The organism is Streptomyces sp. NPDC056128 (genome assembly GCF_042263835.1).
In the GTDB taxonomy this organism is placed as follows: domain Bacteria; phylum Actinomycetota; class Actinomycetes; order Streptomycetales; family Streptomycetaceae; genus Streptomyces.
This window is the reverse complement of record NZ_JBHJVQ010000009.1, coordinates 170,627-188,512: the sequence shown is the minus strand read 5'-3', so window position 1 is coordinate 188,512 and position 17,886 is coordinate 170,627. Positions and strand designations below refer to the sequence as shown.

The following is a 17,886-nucleotide window of genomic DNA, read 5'->3' as shown; positions in this document are numbered from 1 at the left end:
ATCACAAAACCGACGCGCCAGAACCGGAGTTGGGCGTCTTATTTGTCAGTGCCGTGCCGTAGAAATGAGGGGCACGGCGAGGTCCGCTCGGCGGACGGGAGGAGGTGGCTCGGTGAGCATTTCCGAGCCCTTGGACGACCCGTGGGCCGACAGCGGTCCCAGTGATCGTCTGCCTGCTTCCCGTCGCCGCGGTGACGGAGGCCGGGGCCGCGACGAACAGCACGAGCGCGGTGCGGACAACGGCTCCTGGGACGGCGGCGGACCGTCGTTCGAGCGAGTCCCTCCGCAGGACCTGGACGCCGAGCAGTCCGTCCTCGGCGGCATGCTCCTGTCCAAGGACGCCATCGCCGACGTCGTCGAGATCCTCAAGGGCCACGACTTCTACAAGCCCGCCCACGAGACGGTCTACCAGGCCATCCTCGACGTCTACGCCAAGGGCGAGCCGGCCGACCCCATCACGATCGCGGCCGAACTCACCAAGCGCGGTGAGATCAACAAGGTCGGCGGCGCCTCGTATCTGCACACCCTCGTCCAGACCGTGCCGACGGCCGCGAACGCCGCCTACTACGCGGAGATCGTGCACGAGCGCGCGGTCCTGCGCCGCCTGGTGGAGGCCGGCACCCGGATCACGCAGATGGGGTACGCGGCCGACGACGACGTCGACGAGATCGTCAACCGCGCCCAGGCCGAGATCTACGCCGTCACCGAGCAGCGCACCAGCGAGGACTACCTGCCGCTCGGCGACATCATGGAGGGCGCGCTCGACGAGATCGAGGCGATCGGTTCGCGCAGCGGCGAGATGACCGGTGTGCCCACGGGCTTCACGGACTTCGACTCGCTGACCAACGGCCTGCACCCCGGTCAGATGGTCGTCATCGCCGCGCGCCCCGCCATGGGCAAGTCGACGCTCGCGCTGGACTTCGCGCGGGCCGCCTCGATCAAGAACAACCTGCCGAGCGTCATCTTCTCGCTCGAAATGGGGCGCAACGAGATCGCGATGCGTCTGCTGTCCGCCGAGGCCCGCGTGGCGCTGCACCACATGCGGTCCGGCACGATGACGGACGACGACTGGACCCGCCTGGCGCGCCGGATGCCGGACGTCTCGGCGGCCCCGCTCTACATCGACGACTCCCCGAACCTGTCGATGATGGAGATCCGAGCCAAGTGCCGCCGTCTCAAGCAGCGCAACGACATCAGGCTCGTGGTCATCGACTATCTCCAGCTGATGCAGTCCGGCGGCTCCAAGCGCGCCGAGAGCCGTCAGCAGGAGGTCTCGGACATGTCCCGCAACCTCAAGCTCCTGGCCAAGGAGCTGGAGGTCCCGGTCATCGCGCTCTCCCAGCTGAACCGTGGTCCCGAGCAGCGCACCGACAAGAAGCCGATGGTCTCCGACCTGCGTGAGTCCGGTTCGATCGAGCAGGACGCCGACATGGTCATCCTGCTGCACCGCGAGGACGCCTACGAGAAGGAGTCCCCGCGCGCGGGCGAGGCCGACCTGATCGTGGCCAAGCACCGTAACGGCCCGACGGCGACGATCACGGTGGCCTTCCAGGGCCACTACTCGCGGTTCGTGGACATGGCACAGACCTGAGCGCGGGTCGTGTAGGGTCTCAAATCCAGCTTCATAATCTCAGGGTCAGCTGCATATAGATGGCATTTATGCAGCCATCGTGAGACTCGCAGCTCGGGGCGTTCACTCTTCTGGATGACGTAAGGGGTGACCTCTCCACGCGGGGAGCGATCGCTGGCACCTTGGCTACACGGGCAGTCACTCGTGGGCTGGGGGTGTGGTGGACGTCGCTGCGACGGTGAGCGTGCGTCGTCAGAACGGTCAGGTCGTCGAAGATCGCCTCTGGGGCACGGAGCCCATCAAATCTTTGGCTTCGGCCATGCCCTGGCGGACGTTTCGTTGGTACAAGGGCCAGAAGCACTACTCGGGCACCTACTGGTCGGCGACGATGCGCGATCATGTGATCTACGAGTCGCGACTGGAGCTGTCGCGGTTGCTCTTCGCTGATTTCGATCCGTCCGTACGCGGCATCGTGGCCCAGCCCTTCTTGCTGAAGACGGTGCTGGAGGGGAAGGTCCGCAGGCACATCCCGGACTACCTCCTGCTCACCCGGCAGGTGTCGGTGGTCGTCGACGTCAAGCCGCTTCACCGGTTGTCCAAGCCGGAGTGGCGTTCACCTTCGGCTGGACTCGGCGGGCGGTCGAATCACGGGGGTGGACGTACGAGGTCTGGAGCGAGCCTCCGGCTGTGGAACTGGAGAACATCCGGTTCCTGGCGGGCTATCGAAGGGACTGGCTGTTCAGCCCCGAAGTTCTGGAAGACCTTCGGGGAGCTGAGCTCGATGGTGTCCCTCTGGGGCAGGCCACGTGCTGTCTGCCGAATCGTCCGGAGCCTCAAGTCCGCTCCGCCATCCATCATTTGCTCTGGACGCGGTCTCTCGTTACCGATCTCGATCGGCCACTGAGCCCTTCGCATGTTCTGAGGCGGGCGGCATGAGCAGGGCTGGGGCTCGGGTCGGGGTCGGTACGCGCTTCCGCTACGACGGAGAGACCGTCGAGGTGGTGGAGATGGCCGCGACGACGGCAGGCAGCGAGGTGGTCTTGAAGGACGGCCGGGGACGATTGCTGCGGCTGTCACTCAAGGAACTTCTGTTCTCCGACCGTGCCGCTGTCAGTCCAGACGGCCCAGGACCGTCAGCTGGCGATGAAGAAGAGATCGCTTCGGTCGTACTGGGACAGCTCGACAGCTCAGCACGGACGAAAGTTCTTGAACGCGCCGAGCATGTCCGGGAGGTTCTGACGGGGTTCCGGTCTGGAGCTCCGGAACTGGCACGCGACGGTGAGCCCCGCCCGGACTATCGCCCGGAGCGACCGTTGGAGGTGCGATACACAGCCAAGGCTGATGAGCTGGGGGTATCACCTCGCACTGTGAAGCAGTGGGTCGCTGATTTTCGTCGTCGTGGAGAGGCTGGGCTCGCGCCGAAGAAGTCAATAGGAAAGCCCCACTCCGGAGTTGACGACCGGTGGGTGGAGACCGCGGTGGAGGTGATGGTCGAGCACACCGACCAGTCGCGGCCGTCGAGGACGATGGTGATCGAGCGGACCCGGGCTCGGGTGATCGCACGGTTCGGCGAGGGTGTGGTGCCGCAGCCGAGTCGGGCGACGGCGTTTCGGCTGCTGGAGGAACTGGAGCGACGCCATCCGCTGTTCCGGCTGAGTACGAAGCGCAACCGGGATATCGCCGGTCGGCCGGAGGGTCAGTACGGCAAGCTGCGGCCGACACGGCCGGGCGAGTACCTGCTGATGGATTCCACCCGCCTGGACGTCTTCGCATTCGACCCGCTGACGCTCAAGTGGGTTCAAGCCGAACTGAGTGTCGGGATGGACTGGTACACCCGCTGCATCACGGGGATCCGACTGACGCCGGTCTCGACGAAGGCGGTGGATGTCAGCGCGGTGCTCTTCCAGTCGTTCCGGCCGAGGCCGGCGGGGCGGGACTGGCCGCGACACGCGGTCTGGCCCGAGCACGGCATCCCCCGCACCGTCCTGGTCGACGTCGAGGGCGCCAGCGGACCGGGCCTGGCCTCGCCTCCTCTGGTCCCCGAGACGCTGGTTGTCGACCACGGCAAGGTCTACGTCTCGGAGCATCTGACCAGCGTCTGCCGCCGGATGGGTATCTCCATCCAGCCGGCCCGGCTGCGGACGGGCCGGGACAAGGGGCCGGTGGAGCGCTATTTCCGGACCCTGCGGGAGGGGCTGCTGCAGGTGCTGCCGGGCTACAAGGGGCCTGACATCCACTCGCGGGGCGAGAAGCCAGAGGATGATGCGTTCTTCTTCCTCGACGAGCTTGAGGCAATCATCCGGGAGTGGACCGCGGCGGTTTATCACTGCAGGCCGCACTCCAGCCTGGTCGATCCGGGCCTGCCGGGCCTGCGGATGTCCCCGGCGAAGATGTTCGAGCACGGCATGGCGCGGGCGGGCTACATCGAAGCACCCCGCGACCGGGACCTGGCCTTTGAGTTCCTGCAGACGAAGTGGCGCACGGTCCAGCACTACGGGGTCGAGATCGGCCGCCGCCGCTACAGCGGCCCCGGCCTGCCCGAGCCGGGCATCCGCAGCCCCTACGACAGTCCCGTCAAGAACGGCTGGCCGTTCCAAGTGGACCCCGACGACATCACCAAGATCTACTTCCGCAGCCCCACAACTCGCGAATGGCACGCTCTGACCTGGGAGCACGCGCCGTCGGTCGAGATGCCGCTGAGCGAGGACGCGTTGGCATTCGCCCGGCAGCTGGCCGCCTCGAAGTATCGCTTTCCCGACGACCGGCTCGCCGTCGCCGACTTGCTTCAGCGGTGGAACCTCGGGCTGGGCACCACGATCGCCGAGCGGCGCATGGCCCTGCGGCTCTCGCGCGAGCAGGCCGCCATCGAACTTCCGGAGAGTGAGGCGGAGACGGTCGTCTCGCTTCCGTCCGTACGCAAGGCCCTCGGCCAGGACGAAGAGACCACGGAACCGCGGGAGCCCGACGTGGTGACGGAGACGGGGGATGACGACGAGGCCGATCTGGAGGACCTCGCCGAGGACGACTTCTACGCCGATGCTCTGGAGGACGTGTGAGCGAGGAGCGTGTTCCTGAGCCGGACAGTCTCGCCCTGTCGCGGAAGGAGGACTTCAAGGCGTTCGCCGAGGGCCCTCGCCGCAGTCGGCCCGATCTGCTGACCCGCAAGCAGCTGAAGTCCCTGGACACGCAGGCACGGGCGGACTACGACCGGCAGCGCCGGAAGTGGCACGCGAACATCGGACCGGTCAAGACACCACAACTGGCGGAGCTCCACGAGGATTTGTGGGACATCGTCGACAGTAACGAGCAGGACGGTGACAAGGCCAAGGGGGCGGTGGCCGTCGACGCTTTCCCGGGGCTGGGCAAGACGACCTCGGTGCTTGCCTTCGCCCGCGACTTCCACCAGCGGGAGATCGAGGAGTCGGGCCCGTTCACGAGCCAGGGGCACGAACGGATCCCGGTCTGCCGGGTCGGGCTGACCGGGAACACCGGGATGAAGGACCTCAACCGAGCCATGCTGGAGTTCTTCGGCCACCCCGGACAGGGGCGGGGCACCACCGCCCAGTTCGGACGGCGGGTGCTGGACTGCGTGTTGTCCTGCGATGTCCGACTGGTAGTTCTGGACGATCTGCACTTCCTGAAATGGGGACAGAAGAGCGGCATCGAGGTGAGCAACCATTTGAAGTGGATCGCCAACGAGTTCCCGGTGACGTTGCTGATGGTGGGGGTCGAGCTTGCGGAGAAGGGCCTGTTCGGCGAGGGAACGAACGGGCGCGACACCGCTCTGGCCCAGACCGGCCGCCGCACCACCCGCCTCGGGCTTCGTCCGTTCACCATCGACGCGGAGGTCGGGCGGCGGGAATGGCGGCAGATGCTGCTGGCCCTCGAACAGCGCGTCGTGCTCACCGACAAGCACACCGGCATGCTCGCGGACGACCTGTCGGACTACCTCTTCGCCCGCAGCACCGGACACATCGGCTCGCTGATGACGCTGATCAACCGCGGCTGCCAGCGGGCGGTCCGCACCGGTGCTGAACGGCTGGACCAGGAGCTGATGGACCGGGTGAAGAACGACGAGGCGTCCGAGGCCGCCCGCCTCGAACTTGAGGCCGCGCTGGAGAAGAAGCGGCTGACCAGCCGTCCGCGATCCCGGGGACGACGAGCCGCATGAGAGCGCCGGCCCGCACTTTGCCGATCCGGTTGCCGCCACTGCCCGGCGAGGCCCTGGACTCCTGGCTGGAGGCGACGGCCAGACGGATGGACACCACGCTCGGTGATGTCCTGCTGCACTTCAGATTCCCGGTCCGGCAGCGGGCCGGAAACCAGTTCCGGGGCATCCCAGCGGACTGGACGGTCTTCCTCGACGAGCGGTTGACCGCCGCCGTCGCGCACGCCACCGGCACGGTCCCGGAGGCGGTCACTGCCATGACCCTGGCGCATTATGACGGACGGGCCCTGCAGATGAGTCCCGAAGGCCGGGCCGTGACACGGCATGTCCTTTGGGGACGCGGGCGGGGATCCCGGTTCTGCCCGGACTGCCTCCACTCCAGCGGCGGACGCTGGCAGTTGTCCTGGAGGCTGGGCTTCTCCTTCGCCTGCACCCACCACCGTCGCCTGCTGGCGGACCGCTGCCCGCACTGCGGGCGGGTTCCGCGGCAGCGGCCCCGCTCCGGGCGGTCCGTTCCCCGGCCTGAACTCTGCGGCAATCCGCCGATCCGCCCCGGCGGTCCGGTTACGGCTGGCTGCGGCGCCGATCTGACCCGCGCGTCGACGCTTCTCCTGCCTGCTGGCCACCCTGTCCTTGCGGCGCAGGACCAGGTGACGGAGATCATCGAAACCCAGACGGCCGCCTTCGGCCCCTACCGGACTGCCCCGCAACCGGCACCAGCAGTGCTGGCCGACATCCGGGCCTTGGGCACCCGTGTCCTGAGCGATCTTCCCACCGCCGCCTTGCGGGAACAGATACCGGCCGACATCGCAGAAGCGCGCCTCGCGACCGAGCCGGCCGTCCCGCACCCCGAACAGGCGGTGGACCGCCCGGGATTCATGGCCCCGCCGCGAGCTGTCGATGCCGCCGTCGCGGTCACCATGGCCCTGGGCATCCTTCAACAGCCGGGAATCCATCCGGCTGGCGAGGTCCTGCGCAGCCTGCTGGAAGAAGTACGCGAGGAACTTACGCAGATCTCGGCGACCAGTGTCGACGGCTGGGGCCGCGGCATCAGCCCCGTGCTGCAGTCCGTGCACCTAGCCGCCCTCGTCCCTTCCCTCCGCCCCAGCGAGCACCTCCGCTACCGCACCACGACCGAGACTCCCCGCCGACCGGCAAGGACTGCTCGGGACATCGAGCAGAGAGCCAGGAAGATCCCCACGATGTTCTGGCCGTCCTGGGCGGTCCGGCTCACACCGCCCGAGGGAATCTATGCACGATCCCTTGCTCCCGTCCTCGCCGCCTTGCTGCTGATCCCGGACGGCCGCATCTCCCTGGACCAGGCGGCCAGGCTGGCCGGCGACGTCATCGACGGCATCGAGATCTCGCGCCTCCTCCAAGAACTCGACGACCTTCCGCAATGGCCGGACATCATCACTGCCCTAGACCGGCTTGCTGATCACCTCGATGCCGCCCACATCCCCATCGACTACGGCCGACGCCGGCTCCTCGACTACACCGGCCTGCTTCCCCATGACCGCTGGTTGGAGATCTGCCGACGCACCGGAACCCCGCCGGGAACCGGCCGACGCGAACGCATTGCCCGCAGCCAGCTCTTCCGACGCCTCAGCGGCCTGCCTGCCGAGTCCGCCCCCGACGACCAGGGCGGGCTCGACAGCGCAGAGTTCCGGGCGACGTCCCTGCACTTCACCGCACTCCAGACACCCGAACTCGCACACGCCCTCCAGCACGAAGCCCTCAACTTCCTGGCCTCGCACCGCATCCACGACGAGCCCGTGACCTGGCAGCCACCCACCGTCTTGCTGGCTGGACTCACCCTTCCCGGACCGGACCCGGCGCACATCGACCTGCCTCGCCTGCACCAGCTCGTCCGAGAACGCAAACACCCCATTCAGCACGCAGCACAGATCCTGGGCACGACCGTCGAGGCCATCCGGCATGCCCTCGACGAACACCCAGCCCCCGCACCCCCGCTGACGAAGAACACCGCCAGAGCCACCGGCCGCATCCGGCAGCAAGCCCGGCAAGCCATCACGGCAGAGCGCTTCACCCAGCTCTACCTCGGCGAACACCGATCCCTCCAGCAGATCGCCACCCTCACCGGCTTCTCCCGCAGAGTGCTGACCGACCTCGCCAAGGAGTACGGCATCCCGCTCCGCAACAGCCCGCAGGACTACAAACGCCGCGGCACCATCGAGCGGGACTGGCTCATCGAGCAGTACGTTCACCGCCGCCGAACCCTGACCGACCTCGCCCGCGAGACGGGTATGAGCACCACGAATATGGCCCGGTGGGCCCACACCTACAACATTCCCCTTCGGCCCCGCGGCGGAGGAAGCCACGACGCCAGCCTCCGCACTTCTGAAAAAGCCGCCCACACGGCTGCCATTCTGCGGACGGCGCTGACCAGCCCATACTCGTGGCAGCGAATCGAGCGCTTTCTGGCCGCCATCGACTACCCCACCGTCAGCGAGGCTGCTCAAGCCCTCGGCGTCCACCAGTCCACCCTGACGACACAGATCGCCCGGCTTGAGCGAGATCTCGGACAACCCCTACTCGAACGTGCTGAGCGTGGCCGAGCCATGAAACTGACCACGTTCGGCAGACGCGTGGCCACTGAGTCTGAAGCTGCGTTGAAAACCGAGGAGGCTCGGAACTCGCCGACAGGTTCCTGACACGATGGCCCGGTTACGGCTGACCGAGGCCACAGTCCCGCACCTGGAAGGCATGAACCAGCATGGCTGAAGCTCGCGGATTGACACTCACGACCGTCAACATCAGCGCACCAGACCCAGGTGTTCTCGCACACTTCTACCAGGAACTACTCGACTGGGAAATCGCGGTCGAGGAAGCAGACTGGATCCTCTTGAAAGCGGCCGACGGCGGAGTGGGGATCGCCGTCCAGCGTGAGGAGAACTACATCCGGCCCCGCTGGCCTGCCGGGCGTTCCGACCAGCAGATGATGATGCACCTCGAAATCCGCGTCGACGACCTTGAGCACGCTGGAGCGAAGGCCGCCGGGCTGGGAGCGACGCTCGCTGATCACCAGCCTCAAGAAGACGTCCGCGTCTACATCGACCCGGCAGGACACCCCTTCTGCCTCTGGCTGGCGGACTGACTCGGTGTCTGTCCTGCCGATCGGCAATAGGAAATGCCACCGTCGTGAGACGGAGCCCTTCCGCCATGCCCTGAGACACAGCGGAAAGTAGCAGGTCACAAGCGCCCACCTATGACACGAGCGGCGAGATCCTACACCGGCTGGAAGAACGCGAGCATCTTCTGGGCGGCGTCCGGTGAGGTCAGCAGTTCGTGGATGCCGGCGGACATCCGGGCGGCGGCGCCGGTGCGTTCGAACATCTCGCGTTCGTATGAGCTGACGGCGGCGCCGACGTCGTCCGGGCGCGCGGCCAGCGCGAGGCCGAGCAGGGCGCCGTCGAGCAGCGCCATGTTGGCGCCCTCTCCCACCGGTGGCATCAGGTGCGCGGCATCGCCGAGCAGCGTGACGTCCGGCCTCGACGGCCAGGTCAGGCCGACCGGGAGCGTGGTGATCGGCCGCGGCACGACCGTGTCGTCGCAGGCCGCGATCAGCGCGGTGAACCGTGCGTCCCAGCCGGGGAGAAGTTCGATCATCCGGGCCCGGGCGGCGGGCGGGTCGTCGAACGGGATGCCGCTGGTGGCGAACCAGTCCTCGGCGGTGTTGTAGAAGCTGAGGCCGATACGGACGCGGCCGTCGCCGTTGCGCTGCGCCGCCAGGGACAGACCGTCGCCGAGCACCCAGTAGTTGCCGCGCCCGACCATCGCCGCGAGGTCGGGATGCGTGCGGTCGATGTCGGGAATGCCGACCTCGACGATGTTCTGGCCGATGTGCGACGGGCGGGCGTCGGTGAGCAGCGCGCGGACCCGGGACTGCGCGCCGTCCGCGCCGACCAGCAGGTCATACGTGGCATTGCCGCCATCGGCGAAGTGCAGCAGGCCGTGCTCGGCGCTCCTGAACGCGTGTCCCCAGCGCACCGTGCCTTCGGGGAGCGCGTCCAGCAGCAGGTCGCGCAGCGCGGCGCGGTCCACCTCGGGTCGATCGAGTGGGGCGTCGTCGGGTGTGTCTTCCTGGAGGAGCAGGGTGCCGTCCGGCTCGAGAAGGCGCATGTCCTGGCCTTCACCCCGGGCGATCGCGTGGAACTGGTCGATCAGACCGGCCTCGCGCAGCGCCCGCTGGCCGGAGTGGATGTCCAGCATGCCGCCCTGACCGCGCGCGACGCGTGACGCTTCACGCTCGTAGACGACCGCGTCCATGCCGTTCACGTGCAGCACACGGGCGAGCGCTAGGCCGCCGAGACCGGCTCCGACGATGGCGATGGTCATGGATGCCATGGTTGTCCCTCCCTCTGTTCGATACGCCGTACTGGTCGATACACTGTATCGCTCCATGCGGTGTACGGTTAGCGGCATGTTGGTGTGGGAGAGGCCGGAGCCTCCGGAACGACCCGTGCCGGCCCCGCTGAACCGGGAGAAGATCGTGCGAGCGGCAATCCGGCTGGCCGACGCGGACGGCCTGGAGGCGGTGTCGCTGCGCAAGGTCGCCACCGCGCTGGGCGTGGGGCCGATGCGGCTGTACGGCTACATCGCCGGCAAGGAGGAGCTGCTCGACTTGATGGTCGACGCCGTCCACGCCGAGATCCGGCCGGTCGGAGACAGCTGGCGGGAGGTGCTGCGCTCCCTTGCCGAGACCACCCGGCAGGCAGCGCACGAGCATGAATGGCTCGCCGACCTGCTCGGTGGGCGACCGCAGCTCGGGCCGCACGCGCTGGCCAGGGGCGAGGCCGTGGTGGCCGCACTGGACGGCGTCGACGTGGACGCCGTCATGCCGGTGGTCACCGCGGTCGACGCCTACGTGATCGGGGCGGTGCGCCGGGAGATCGCCGAGCGGCGTGCGGAGCGGGTCACCGGGATGGACGAGCGGCGTTGGCAGGCCTCTCTCGGGCCCTACCTGGAACGGACCTTCGCCACGGGCCGATTCCCCGCGCTGGCCACGGTGGTGCGCGATGCCGCCCACCTGGACGCCGACGAGACCTTCCGGATCGGTCTCGACTTTCTGCTCGACGGCATCGAAGCCCGCATCTCGAGGTGACGCGCGCGCCGAGCAGGCCACGCGCCCGGGCCGCGACGTAATCGGCTCGACGTGGACCGCCCGGGACGGTGGACTGGTGGCATGACGACATCTCAGGATGAGCTGCTTCCCGCCACCCGTCGGCAGTTGCTGCACCGGATCGCCGTGGCACAGGCCGAGGGGCGCACGCCCTCGCTCGTGGCGGCGGTCGTCCGGGACGGGCGGACCGTGTGGCACGGTGCGCGGACCTCGGTCGACGGGCACGGCCCCGACGAGCACGTGCAGTACCGCATCGGCTCGATCACCAAGACGTTCACGGCTGTTCTCGTCCTGCGGCTGCGTGACGAGGGCCTGCTCGACCTCGGTGACCCTCTGGAGAAGCATCTGCCGGGTACCGGCGCGGGCGAGGCCACGATCGCCGAACTGCTGGCCCACTCCGGCGGACTGGCCGCCGAGTCGCCCGCGCCGTGGTGGGAGCGGACGCCGGGATCACTGCGCCCCGAGCTCGCCGACGTGCTGGGCAAGCGGCCGCTGCTGCACCCGGTGGGCCGCCGGCACCACTACTCCAACCCCGGTTACACCCTGCTCGGTGCGCTGGTCGAGGAGCTCCGCGGCGCCTCGTGGGAGGACGTGCTGCGGCGGGAGGTGCTGGAACCGCTGGGGCTGGAGCGCACGGCCACGCGCCCGAGCGCTCCGCACGCGGGTGGCTGGGCGGTGCATCCGTGGGCCGACGTGATGCTGCCCGAGCCGGCCGAGGATCTCGGCAGGATGGCCCCGGCCGGTCAACTCTGGTCCACCACCGGGGACCTGGCGCGGTTCGCCGTCTTTCTGACCGCGGGGGACGACCGGGTCCTGGGCGCGGACACTGTCCGGGAGATGCGGGCCCCTGCCGCAGCGGTCGAGGCCGCGGACGTCGTGGACGGTGCGGCGTACGGCCTGGGACTGCAGATCCAGCACCGGGACGGGCGGCTGCTCGTGGGGCACTCCGGCTCCCTGCCGGGCTTCCTGGCCAACCTCACCATCGCCGTGGAGGACGACGTCGCCGCGGTGGTGCTGACCAACTGCACCTCCGGACCGCTGCTCGGCGGGGTGGGTGCCGACCTCGTGCGTATCGTCGCCGAGGCGGAACCCCGGATCCCCGAACCGTGGCGTCCGCTGCCGCAGGCGGACGCCTCCGTACTGGAGTTGGCCGGGCAGTGGTACTGGGGGACGCACGCCTTCGCCCTGCGGCTGACCTCCGACGGGGGAGTGTCGCTGGAGCCCCTGTCGGGCCAGGGCCGACGGTCGAGTTTCCGGGCCAACGGTGACGGGACCTGGACGGGCCTGGAGGGCTACTACGCCGGGGAGCTGCTGCAGTCGGTACGGCGGCCGGACGGCAGCGTGAGCCACCTGGACCTGGGATCGTTCGTCTTCACTCGTCAGCCGTACGACGCGGGTTCCCCCGTGCCGGGCGGGGTGGACCCGGAGGGCTGGCGAGGGATCGGCTAGGCGTTGTCCAACGGCTGTGGGGTCCTGTTTCACGTGAAACAGGACCCCACAGCCGTTGGGCGCTCCGGAGGGGAGTGCCTGCTCACAGCTGGAGCTTGAACCCCGTGTGCGAGGACGAGAAGCCCAGACGCTCATAGAAACGGTGGGCGTCGGTGCGGGTCTTGTCGGACGTGAGCTGCACCAGTTGGCATCCCTGCCGCCGGGACTCGTCGATGGCCCACTCGATGAGCTGTGTGCCCAGGCCGCTGCCGCGCTCGTCGGCGTGGATGCGTACACCCTCGATGATCGACCGGGTGGCGCCGCGCCGGGACAGGCCGGGGACGATCGTCAGCTGGAGGGTGCCGACGACACGGCTGTCGCGGACGGCGACTACCACGTGCTGGTTCGGATCGGCGTCGAGCCGTTCGAGCGCGGCCAGATACGGGTCCAGGTCGTCCGGTGACTCACGCTGGGCGCCCAAGGGGTCGTCGGCGAGCATCGCGACGATCGCCGGGATGTCCGCTGCGGTGGTCCGGCGTATTTCAAGATCTGCCATGACCGCACTCTAAGTCCGTGGGCCGCGCTCCGAGCCGGGCTAGGCGGGCACCGGTGCCTTGAGGGTCTCCACGGCACGGACCAGCGGTGCCAGGTCGGGGTTGGCGGCTGCCTCGTCCAGGGCCTCGCGCAGCGCGGCGTCGTTGGTGGGCCGGGCCTCGTCCAGCAGCTTCAGGCCGGCCCCGGTGACGTTGGTGTAGATGCCGCGGCGGTCGGTGGGGCACAGGTAGCGCTCGAGCAGCCCGCGGTCCTCGAGTCGGGTGACCAGGCGCGTCGTCGCGCTCTGGCTGAGCACGACGGCGTCGGCGACCTGCTTCATCTGCAGGTGCCCTCCATCGCCGTCGTGCTGCCGGCTGAGCACGTCGAGCAGGGAGTACTCGCGCACGCTCAGGTCGTGCCCGGCCTGCAGTGCGCGCTCGATGTGGGCCTCGATCCTCCCGTGCAGCAGGGAGAGTGCGCACCAGCCCTGGGAGAGGGCGGTGAGCGCGGGGTCCGTCGCTGTCATGTGGTTCCTCCGTCCCGGAGCGGCTGAGACCAGGGTAGACCAGGCGTGCAATAGTCTGCGTTTGCATATAGCCCGCGTCTGCAACTATTGTGAACGCACGCAAAGCGCTCCTGCAATCTTCTGGGAAGGTGTACCCCTCCATGCCTCTCGCGCTTCTGGCCCTCGCGATCGGGGCCTTCGGTATCGGAACCACCGAGTTCGTGATCATGGGCTTGCTGCCCGAGGTCGCGAGCGACTACGGGGTCTCCATCCCCACCGCCGGCTTCCTGGTGACCGGATACGCGCTCGGCGTGATGTTCGGCGCCCCGCTGATGACCGTCCTCGGCACCAAGGTCCCGCGCAAGCGGATGCTGATGCTGCTGATGGGCCTGTTCATCGTCGGCAACCTGCTCTCCGCCCTCGCCCCCGCCTTCTCCGTCATGCTGATCGGCCGCGTGGTCGCCTCCCTCGCCCATGGCGCCTTCTTCGGCATCGGCTCGGTCGTCGCGGCCGACCTGGTCGCCCCGCACAAGAAGGCCGGTGCCATCGCGATGATGTTCACCGGTCTGACCGTCGCCAACGTCGTCGGCGTCCCGCTGGGCACGCTCATCGGGCAGTCCGCCGGCTGGCGCGTCACCTTCGCCGTCGTCGCCGCGCTCGGCGTCGTGGGCCTGGCCGGTGTCGCCAAGCTGGTCCCCGACGTGCCCAGGCCCGAGGGCGTGCGGCTCCGGCACGAACTGGCCGCGTTCAAGAACGTCCAGGTCCTGCTGGCGATGGCCATGACCGTCCTCGGCTTCGGCGGCGTCTTCGCGGCCATCACCTACATCGCGCCGATGATGACCCACGTCGCCGGGTTCGCGGACGGCTCCGTCACCTGGCTGCTGGTCCTCTTCGGCCTCGGCATGGTCGGCGGCAACCTCATCGGCGGAAAGTTCGCCGACCGCGCCCTGATGCCGATGCTGTACATCTCCCTGGGCGCCCTGGCCGTCGTACTGGCCCTCTTCACCCTCACCGCACACGACAAGATCGCGTCGGCCGTGACCGTCTTCCTCATCGGCGCCCTGGGCTTCGCCACCGTGCCGCCGCTGCAGAAGCGCGTCCTGGACCACGCGCACGGCGCCCCGACGCTGGCCTCGGCCGTGAACATCGGCGCCTTCAACCTCGGCAACGCGCTCTCCGCCTGGCTCGGCGGCGTGGTCATCGGCGCCGGCTTCGGCTACACCGCCCCGAACTGGGTGGGTGCCGTGCTGGCCGCCGCCGCCCTGCTCCTCGCCGTCCTCTCGGCCGCGCTCGAACGCCGCGAGGGCGCGCCTACCGCGGTCGTCGCGGGCTCCACACCCGCGGAGCAGCGAGCCGCAGCCGTCCACCACTGACCGACCCGGGCCGCTGGGTGCGGGGCCAGGGCCGTCCCCGCACCCCGCGGCTCACCCCGCCCCGGCGCTCACCGAAGCACCGCACCAGGCGCCGCAGCGACCGCCACCGCACTTCCGCGCTGGCACTGCGCCGCCGCACCACCCACCACCGCCCCACCGGGCACCGACCAAGGAGAAACCCCATGAGCACCACCGCTGTCGCCCCGCTGACGATCCAGGACGCCGAGTCCCTCGTCACCGCCGCCCATCGCGCCGCCGAGGCCGCCGGGGTGACCGTCAGCGTCACCGTCCTCGACGCGGGCGGCCACCTGCTCGCCTTCCGGCGCGACGACCGTGCCGCCCTGATCTCCGGCGAGACCAGCACCCGCAAGGCCTACACCGCGCTCCAGCTGAACGCCCCCACCGCCGACCTCGTCGACGCCGTTCAGCCAGGAGGGCTCTTCCACACCCTGCCCACGGCGCTCGACCGGCCCCTGCTGTTCATCGCGGGCGGCGTGCCCGTGCACCGCGAGGGCCGGCTGGTCGGCGCGATCGGAGTGGGCGGTGGCGCACCCGACCAGGACCACGGCTTCGCCTCGGCCGCCGTGAAGGCCCTCGCCTGACGGCGGGCGGTCGGGTCGCCTCGGTCAGCCCGCCGCCACCGTCAGCGGCGCGAACCGCCGGTTCCAGTCCCCGGGCAGTTCGGTGATGCCGTACGTCATCACGGCGTTCGGGGCGACCACCGCCAGGCCGCGCTCCCGCACCCATGCCAGCAGGTCCTCGTGACGTGCGTCGATGTCCGTGCGCAGCGGGCGGTCGGTGCGGGCGGCCAGGGAACCGATCAGCGCCTTGGCCGTCTCGGTGTCCCGGGCGATCAGCGGGCCCACGACGTGCGTGTCCATGTTCGGCCAGGCCGCGGCGTACCCGATGATCCGGCCGTCCTCCTCGGCGACCCGCAGCTGGTCCGCGAAGGCGGGCAGGCGCGTGACGATGGGGGTCCGGTCGGCGCCGAACACCTCCTCGTCGAGCCGGACGATCGTGGTGAGGTCCTCGGCCGTGGCGGCCCGCGTGGCGATCCCGGGCTCGGGCCCGACCGGGGTGAAGCGTCCGCGGACCATCTCCGCCCGGCCGGTGACCTTGAAACCGAGCTCCTCGTAGAGCGGCCGGCCGTACGGGGTCGCGTGCAGGGTCAGCGGGGTGGTGCCCAGCTCGGCGACGACATGGCGCATCAGCCTGCGGCCGACGCCCTGGCGGGCGTGCCGCTCGGCCACCAGCACCATGCCGATGGCGGCCAGGGAGGGCCGGCCGTGCGGGCCGTACTCCGTGACGGTGCAGGCGGCGACGAGGCCGCCGCCGGGATCGTCGATGCCGTACCCCGTCCCGGCGGTGAGGAGGAACCCCCACTTGTGCTCCTCGCGCGGCCACCCCCGGTCCTCGGACAGGTCGGCGCAGGCGGTGAGATCGCGGAGCGTCAGACGGCGGATCGGAGCGGAGGCGGGGGAAGGTGTCGGCACGCAGGTCAGGCTGTCCGACAGCGGCCGTCCGCGTCCACCCGTTTCCGGGGGAACGGGCAAGCTTTTGGCCATGTCGTGGCCTGAGCGGCTCAGCCGAGGTCGGGGGCGTGCAGAGCGCGCACCCCTTCGATGTTGCCGTCCAGATAGTGCCGCAGCGACAGCGGCACCAGGTGGACCGAGGCGATCCCGACCCGGGTGAACGGCACCCGGACGATCTCGTACTCGCCGGCGGGCTCGTCGACCTCCGGGCCGTGCCGCAGGGCCGGGTCCATGGACCCCAGATGGCAGACGAAGAAGTGCTGCACCTTCACGCCGGTCGTGCCGGCGTCCTCGCCGATGTGCTCCACCGTGTCCACGAAGCAGGGGACGACATCGGTGATCTTGGCGCCGAGTTCCTCGTACACCTCGCGGTGCAGGGCGTCCACCACGGTGGCGTCCTCGGGCTCGACCCCGCCTCCGGGCGTGACCCAGTAGGGATCGACGCCGGGCTTGGTGCGCTTGATCAGGATCAAGTGCTCGCGGTCCAGGAGAACGGCGCGAGCGGTGCGCTTGACCACGGGTCGGACGGTCATGGGAGAAATGTGGCCCGGTTGGTTCCACGTGAAACATTGCCGCGCACCCACGGCCGTCGAGCCCGCCGGCTCAGTTCCAGTCGGCCGCCGCACGCAGCAGCCACTCATGGGCCCGGGCGATGTGCGGCATCGCCAACGTGCCGGTCCGCACCACCAGGAAGTACGTCCGCAGCGGCGGTACCGCCGGGTCGTGCAGGGCGACCACCTCGCCGCGCTCCAGCGCCGGTGCGCACAGATAGCGGGGCAGTACGGCGAGACCCGCCCCGGCGACCGTGCAGGCGAGAACGGCACGCAGGTCGGGAGCGACGATCGTGCCGGGGGCTGCCGGGCGGGCGTCGAAGACGGACGCCCAGTACCGGGCGACGAAGGGCAGCGACTCGTGCACCTCGACCACGGGTACGCGCTCCAGTGCGGGCGCGTCGGTGCTGTGGGGCTTGTCGACGCCCGCTCGCTCCGCCCAGCTCGGCGCGGCGACCAGGACGTGTTCCTCGTCGCAGAGCGGAGTCGCCGTGAGCAGCACGCCCCGGGGACGTGCCGTACCGATGGCCAGATCATGATGTCCGGCGGACAGCCCCTCCAGGGTCTCCTCGGCGTTCCCGAACGAGGCGCGCAGCGCGTAGCCCTGTCCGTCCTCGCCGGTGAGCTCGGTGAGGGCGGGCAGCGCCCGCTCGGCGGTGAACTCGGGCGGCCCGGCTAGATGCAGGGTCCGCAGGGAGGAGTCGTCCTGGACACCCGTCTCGGTGATCTCCACGAGGGCGTCGAGATGAGGTGCGGCCTTGTGCGCGAGTTCGTCGCCGATGGTCGTCGGGGTCACGCCGCGGGCCTGACGCAGGAACAGCGGGCGGCCGAGCTGGCGCTCCAGCGTGCGGATCTGCGAGGTCACGGCGGGCTGTGAGAGGCCGAGCAGGGCTGCCGCGCGCGTGAAGGAACCGGCCCGGTGCACGGTGACGAAGGTGCGCAGCAAGGCCAGATCCACGGACTGCCCCCTCTTTTGAACGTCTCCGGCCCCCGGCGTGGCCAACTATAAATATGTCGATAGGTCGCTGTCGCTACTGTGATTGGACACTGACACAGAGTCAACTAGCCTTGGTCGCGCGGTT

The 17,886-nt window shown here is 69.4% G+C and carries 16 protein-coding genes; 10 read left to right on the top strand and 6 right to left on the bottom strand.

Annotated features, from left to right (window positions below):
* The first annotated feature begins 112 nt into the window (after positions 1–112).
* The 6 genes from dnaB to ACFC1X_RS20110 all read left to right on the top strand — a co-directional run bounded on the left by dnaB (position 113) and on the right by ACFC1X_RS20110 (position 8,856).
* Positions 113–1,591, top strand: coding sequence for a replicative DNA helicase (gene dnaB / locus ACFC1X_RS20135; RefSeq protein ID WP_376355461.1), 1,479 nt, complete (start codon positions 113–115; stop codon positions 1,589–1,591).
* Between the two features lie 196 nt (positions 1,592–1,787).
* The gene (locus ACFC1X_RS20130) at positions 1,788–2,474 is read left to right on the top strand and encodes a TnsA-like heteromeric transposase endonuclease subunit (RefSeq protein ID WP_376355459.1); all 687 of its coding nucleotides are present in this window, start codon (positions 1,788–1,790) and stop codon (positions 2,472–2,474) included.
* 28 nt (positions 2,475–2,502) lie between these two features.
* Positions 2,503–4,626, top strand: a complete 2,124-nt coding sequence (locus ACFC1X_RS20125; protein ID WP_376355457.1) for a helix-turn-helix domain-containing protein — start codon at positions 2,503–2,505, stop codon at positions 4,624–4,626.
* Positions 4,623–5,741 (top strand): AAA family ATPase, encoded by a 1,119-nt coding sequence (locus ACFC1X_RS20120; protein ID WP_376355455.1) that lies wholly within the window; start codon positions 4,623–4,625, stop codon positions 5,739–5,741. Before ACFC1X_RS20125 ends, ACFC1X_RS20120 begins: the two co-directional genes overlap by 4 nt.
* Positions 5,738–8,413: a TniQ family protein gene (locus ACFC1X_RS20115; RefSeq protein WP_376355454.1), complete on the top strand. Its 2,676-nt coding sequence runs from the start codon at positions 5,738–5,740 to the stop codon at positions 8,411–8,413. The genes ACFC1X_RS20120 and ACFC1X_RS20115 overlap by 4 nt, the downstream gene beginning before the upstream one ends.
* Before the next feature lie 62 nt (positions 8,414–8,475).
* A complete protein-coding gene (locus ACFC1X_RS20110; RefSeq protein WP_376355452.1) occupies positions 8,476–8,856 on the top strand; it encodes a VOC family protein in 381 nt (126 codons plus the stop codon).
* Positions 8,857–8,987: 131 nt separating this feature from the next.
* On the opposite strand, the gene ACFC1X_RS20105 is transcribed toward ACFC1X_RS20110, so the two are convergent.
* Positions 8,988–10,097 (bottom strand): FAD-dependent oxidoreductase, encoded by a 1,110-nt coding sequence (locus tag ACFC1X_RS20105; RefSeq protein ID WP_376355537.1) that lies wholly within the window; start codon positions 10,095–10,097, stop codon positions 8,988–8,990.
* Positions 10,098–10,182: 85 nt separating this feature from the next.
* Between ACFC1X_RS20105 and ACFC1X_RS20100 the strand changes: the two genes are divergently transcribed.
* Together ACFC1X_RS20100 and ACFC1X_RS20095 are read left to right on the top strand one after the other, a co-directional pair.
* On the top strand, positions 10,183–10,863 hold the full coding sequence (locus ACFC1X_RS20100) for a TetR/AcrR family transcriptional regulator (RefSeq protein WP_376355451.1): 681 nt from the start codon (positions 10,183–10,185) through the stop codon (positions 10,861–10,863).
* 81 nt (positions 10,864–10,944) lie between these two features.
* Complete coding sequence (locus tag ACFC1X_RS20095; RefSeq protein WP_376355449.1) at positions 10,945–12,330, top strand: serine hydrolase domain-containing protein; 1,386 nt, start codon at positions 10,945–10,947, stop codon at positions 12,328–12,330.
* An 82-nt stretch (positions 12,331–12,412) separates the two neighbouring features.
* Here ACFC1X_RS20095 and ACFC1X_RS20090 read toward each other — a convergent pair whose 3' ends face one another.
* Complete coding sequence (locus ACFC1X_RS20090) at positions 12,413–12,865, bottom strand: GNAT family N-acetyltransferase (protein ID WP_376355447.1); 453 nt, start codon at positions 12,863–12,865, stop codon at positions 12,413–12,415.
* Between the two features lie 39 nt (positions 12,866–12,904).
* A complete protein-coding gene (locus ACFC1X_RS20085) occupies positions 12,905–13,369 on the bottom strand; it encodes a MarR family winged helix-turn-helix transcriptional regulator (protein WP_376355445.1) in 465 nt (154 codons plus the stop codon).
* A 140-nt stretch (positions 13,370–13,509) separates the two neighbouring features.
* Here ACFC1X_RS20085 and ACFC1X_RS20080 point away from each other — a divergent pair, with 140 nt between their 5' ends.
* Positions 13,510–14,721, top strand: a complete 1,212-nt coding sequence (locus ACFC1X_RS20080) for an MFS transporter (protein ID WP_376355443.1) — start codon at positions 13,510–13,512, stop codon at positions 14,719–14,721.
* A 182-nt stretch (positions 14,722–14,903) separates the two neighbouring features.
* Entirely contained in the window at positions 14,904–15,323 is a 420-nt protein-coding gene (locus ACFC1X_RS20075) for a heme-binding protein (protein WP_376355441.1), read from the top strand.
* Positions 15,324–15,347: 24 nt separating this feature from the next.
* Here ACFC1X_RS20075 and ACFC1X_RS20070 read toward each other — a convergent pair whose 3' ends face one another.
* From ACFC1X_RS20070 to ACFC1X_RS20060, 3 genes are all read right to left on the bottom strand, one after another.
* The gene (locus ACFC1X_RS20070) at positions 15,348–16,214 is read right to left on the bottom strand and encodes a GNAT family N-acetyltransferase (RefSeq protein WP_376355439.1); all 867 of its coding nucleotides are present in this window, start codon (positions 16,212–16,214) and stop codon (positions 15,348–15,350) included.
* A gap of 89 nt (positions 16,215–16,303) precedes the next feature.
* Entirely contained in the window at positions 16,304–16,786 is a 483-nt protein-coding gene (locus tag ACFC1X_RS20065; RefSeq protein ID WP_376355437.1) for an NUDIX domain-containing protein, read from the bottom strand.
* 70 nt (positions 16,787–16,856) lie between these two features.
* Positions 16,857–17,762: a LysR family transcriptional regulator gene (locus tag ACFC1X_RS20060; protein WP_376355435.1), complete on the bottom strand. Its 906-nt coding sequence runs from the start codon at positions 17,760–17,762 to the stop codon at positions 16,857–16,859.
* Positions 17,763–17,886: the final 124 nt, after the last annotated feature.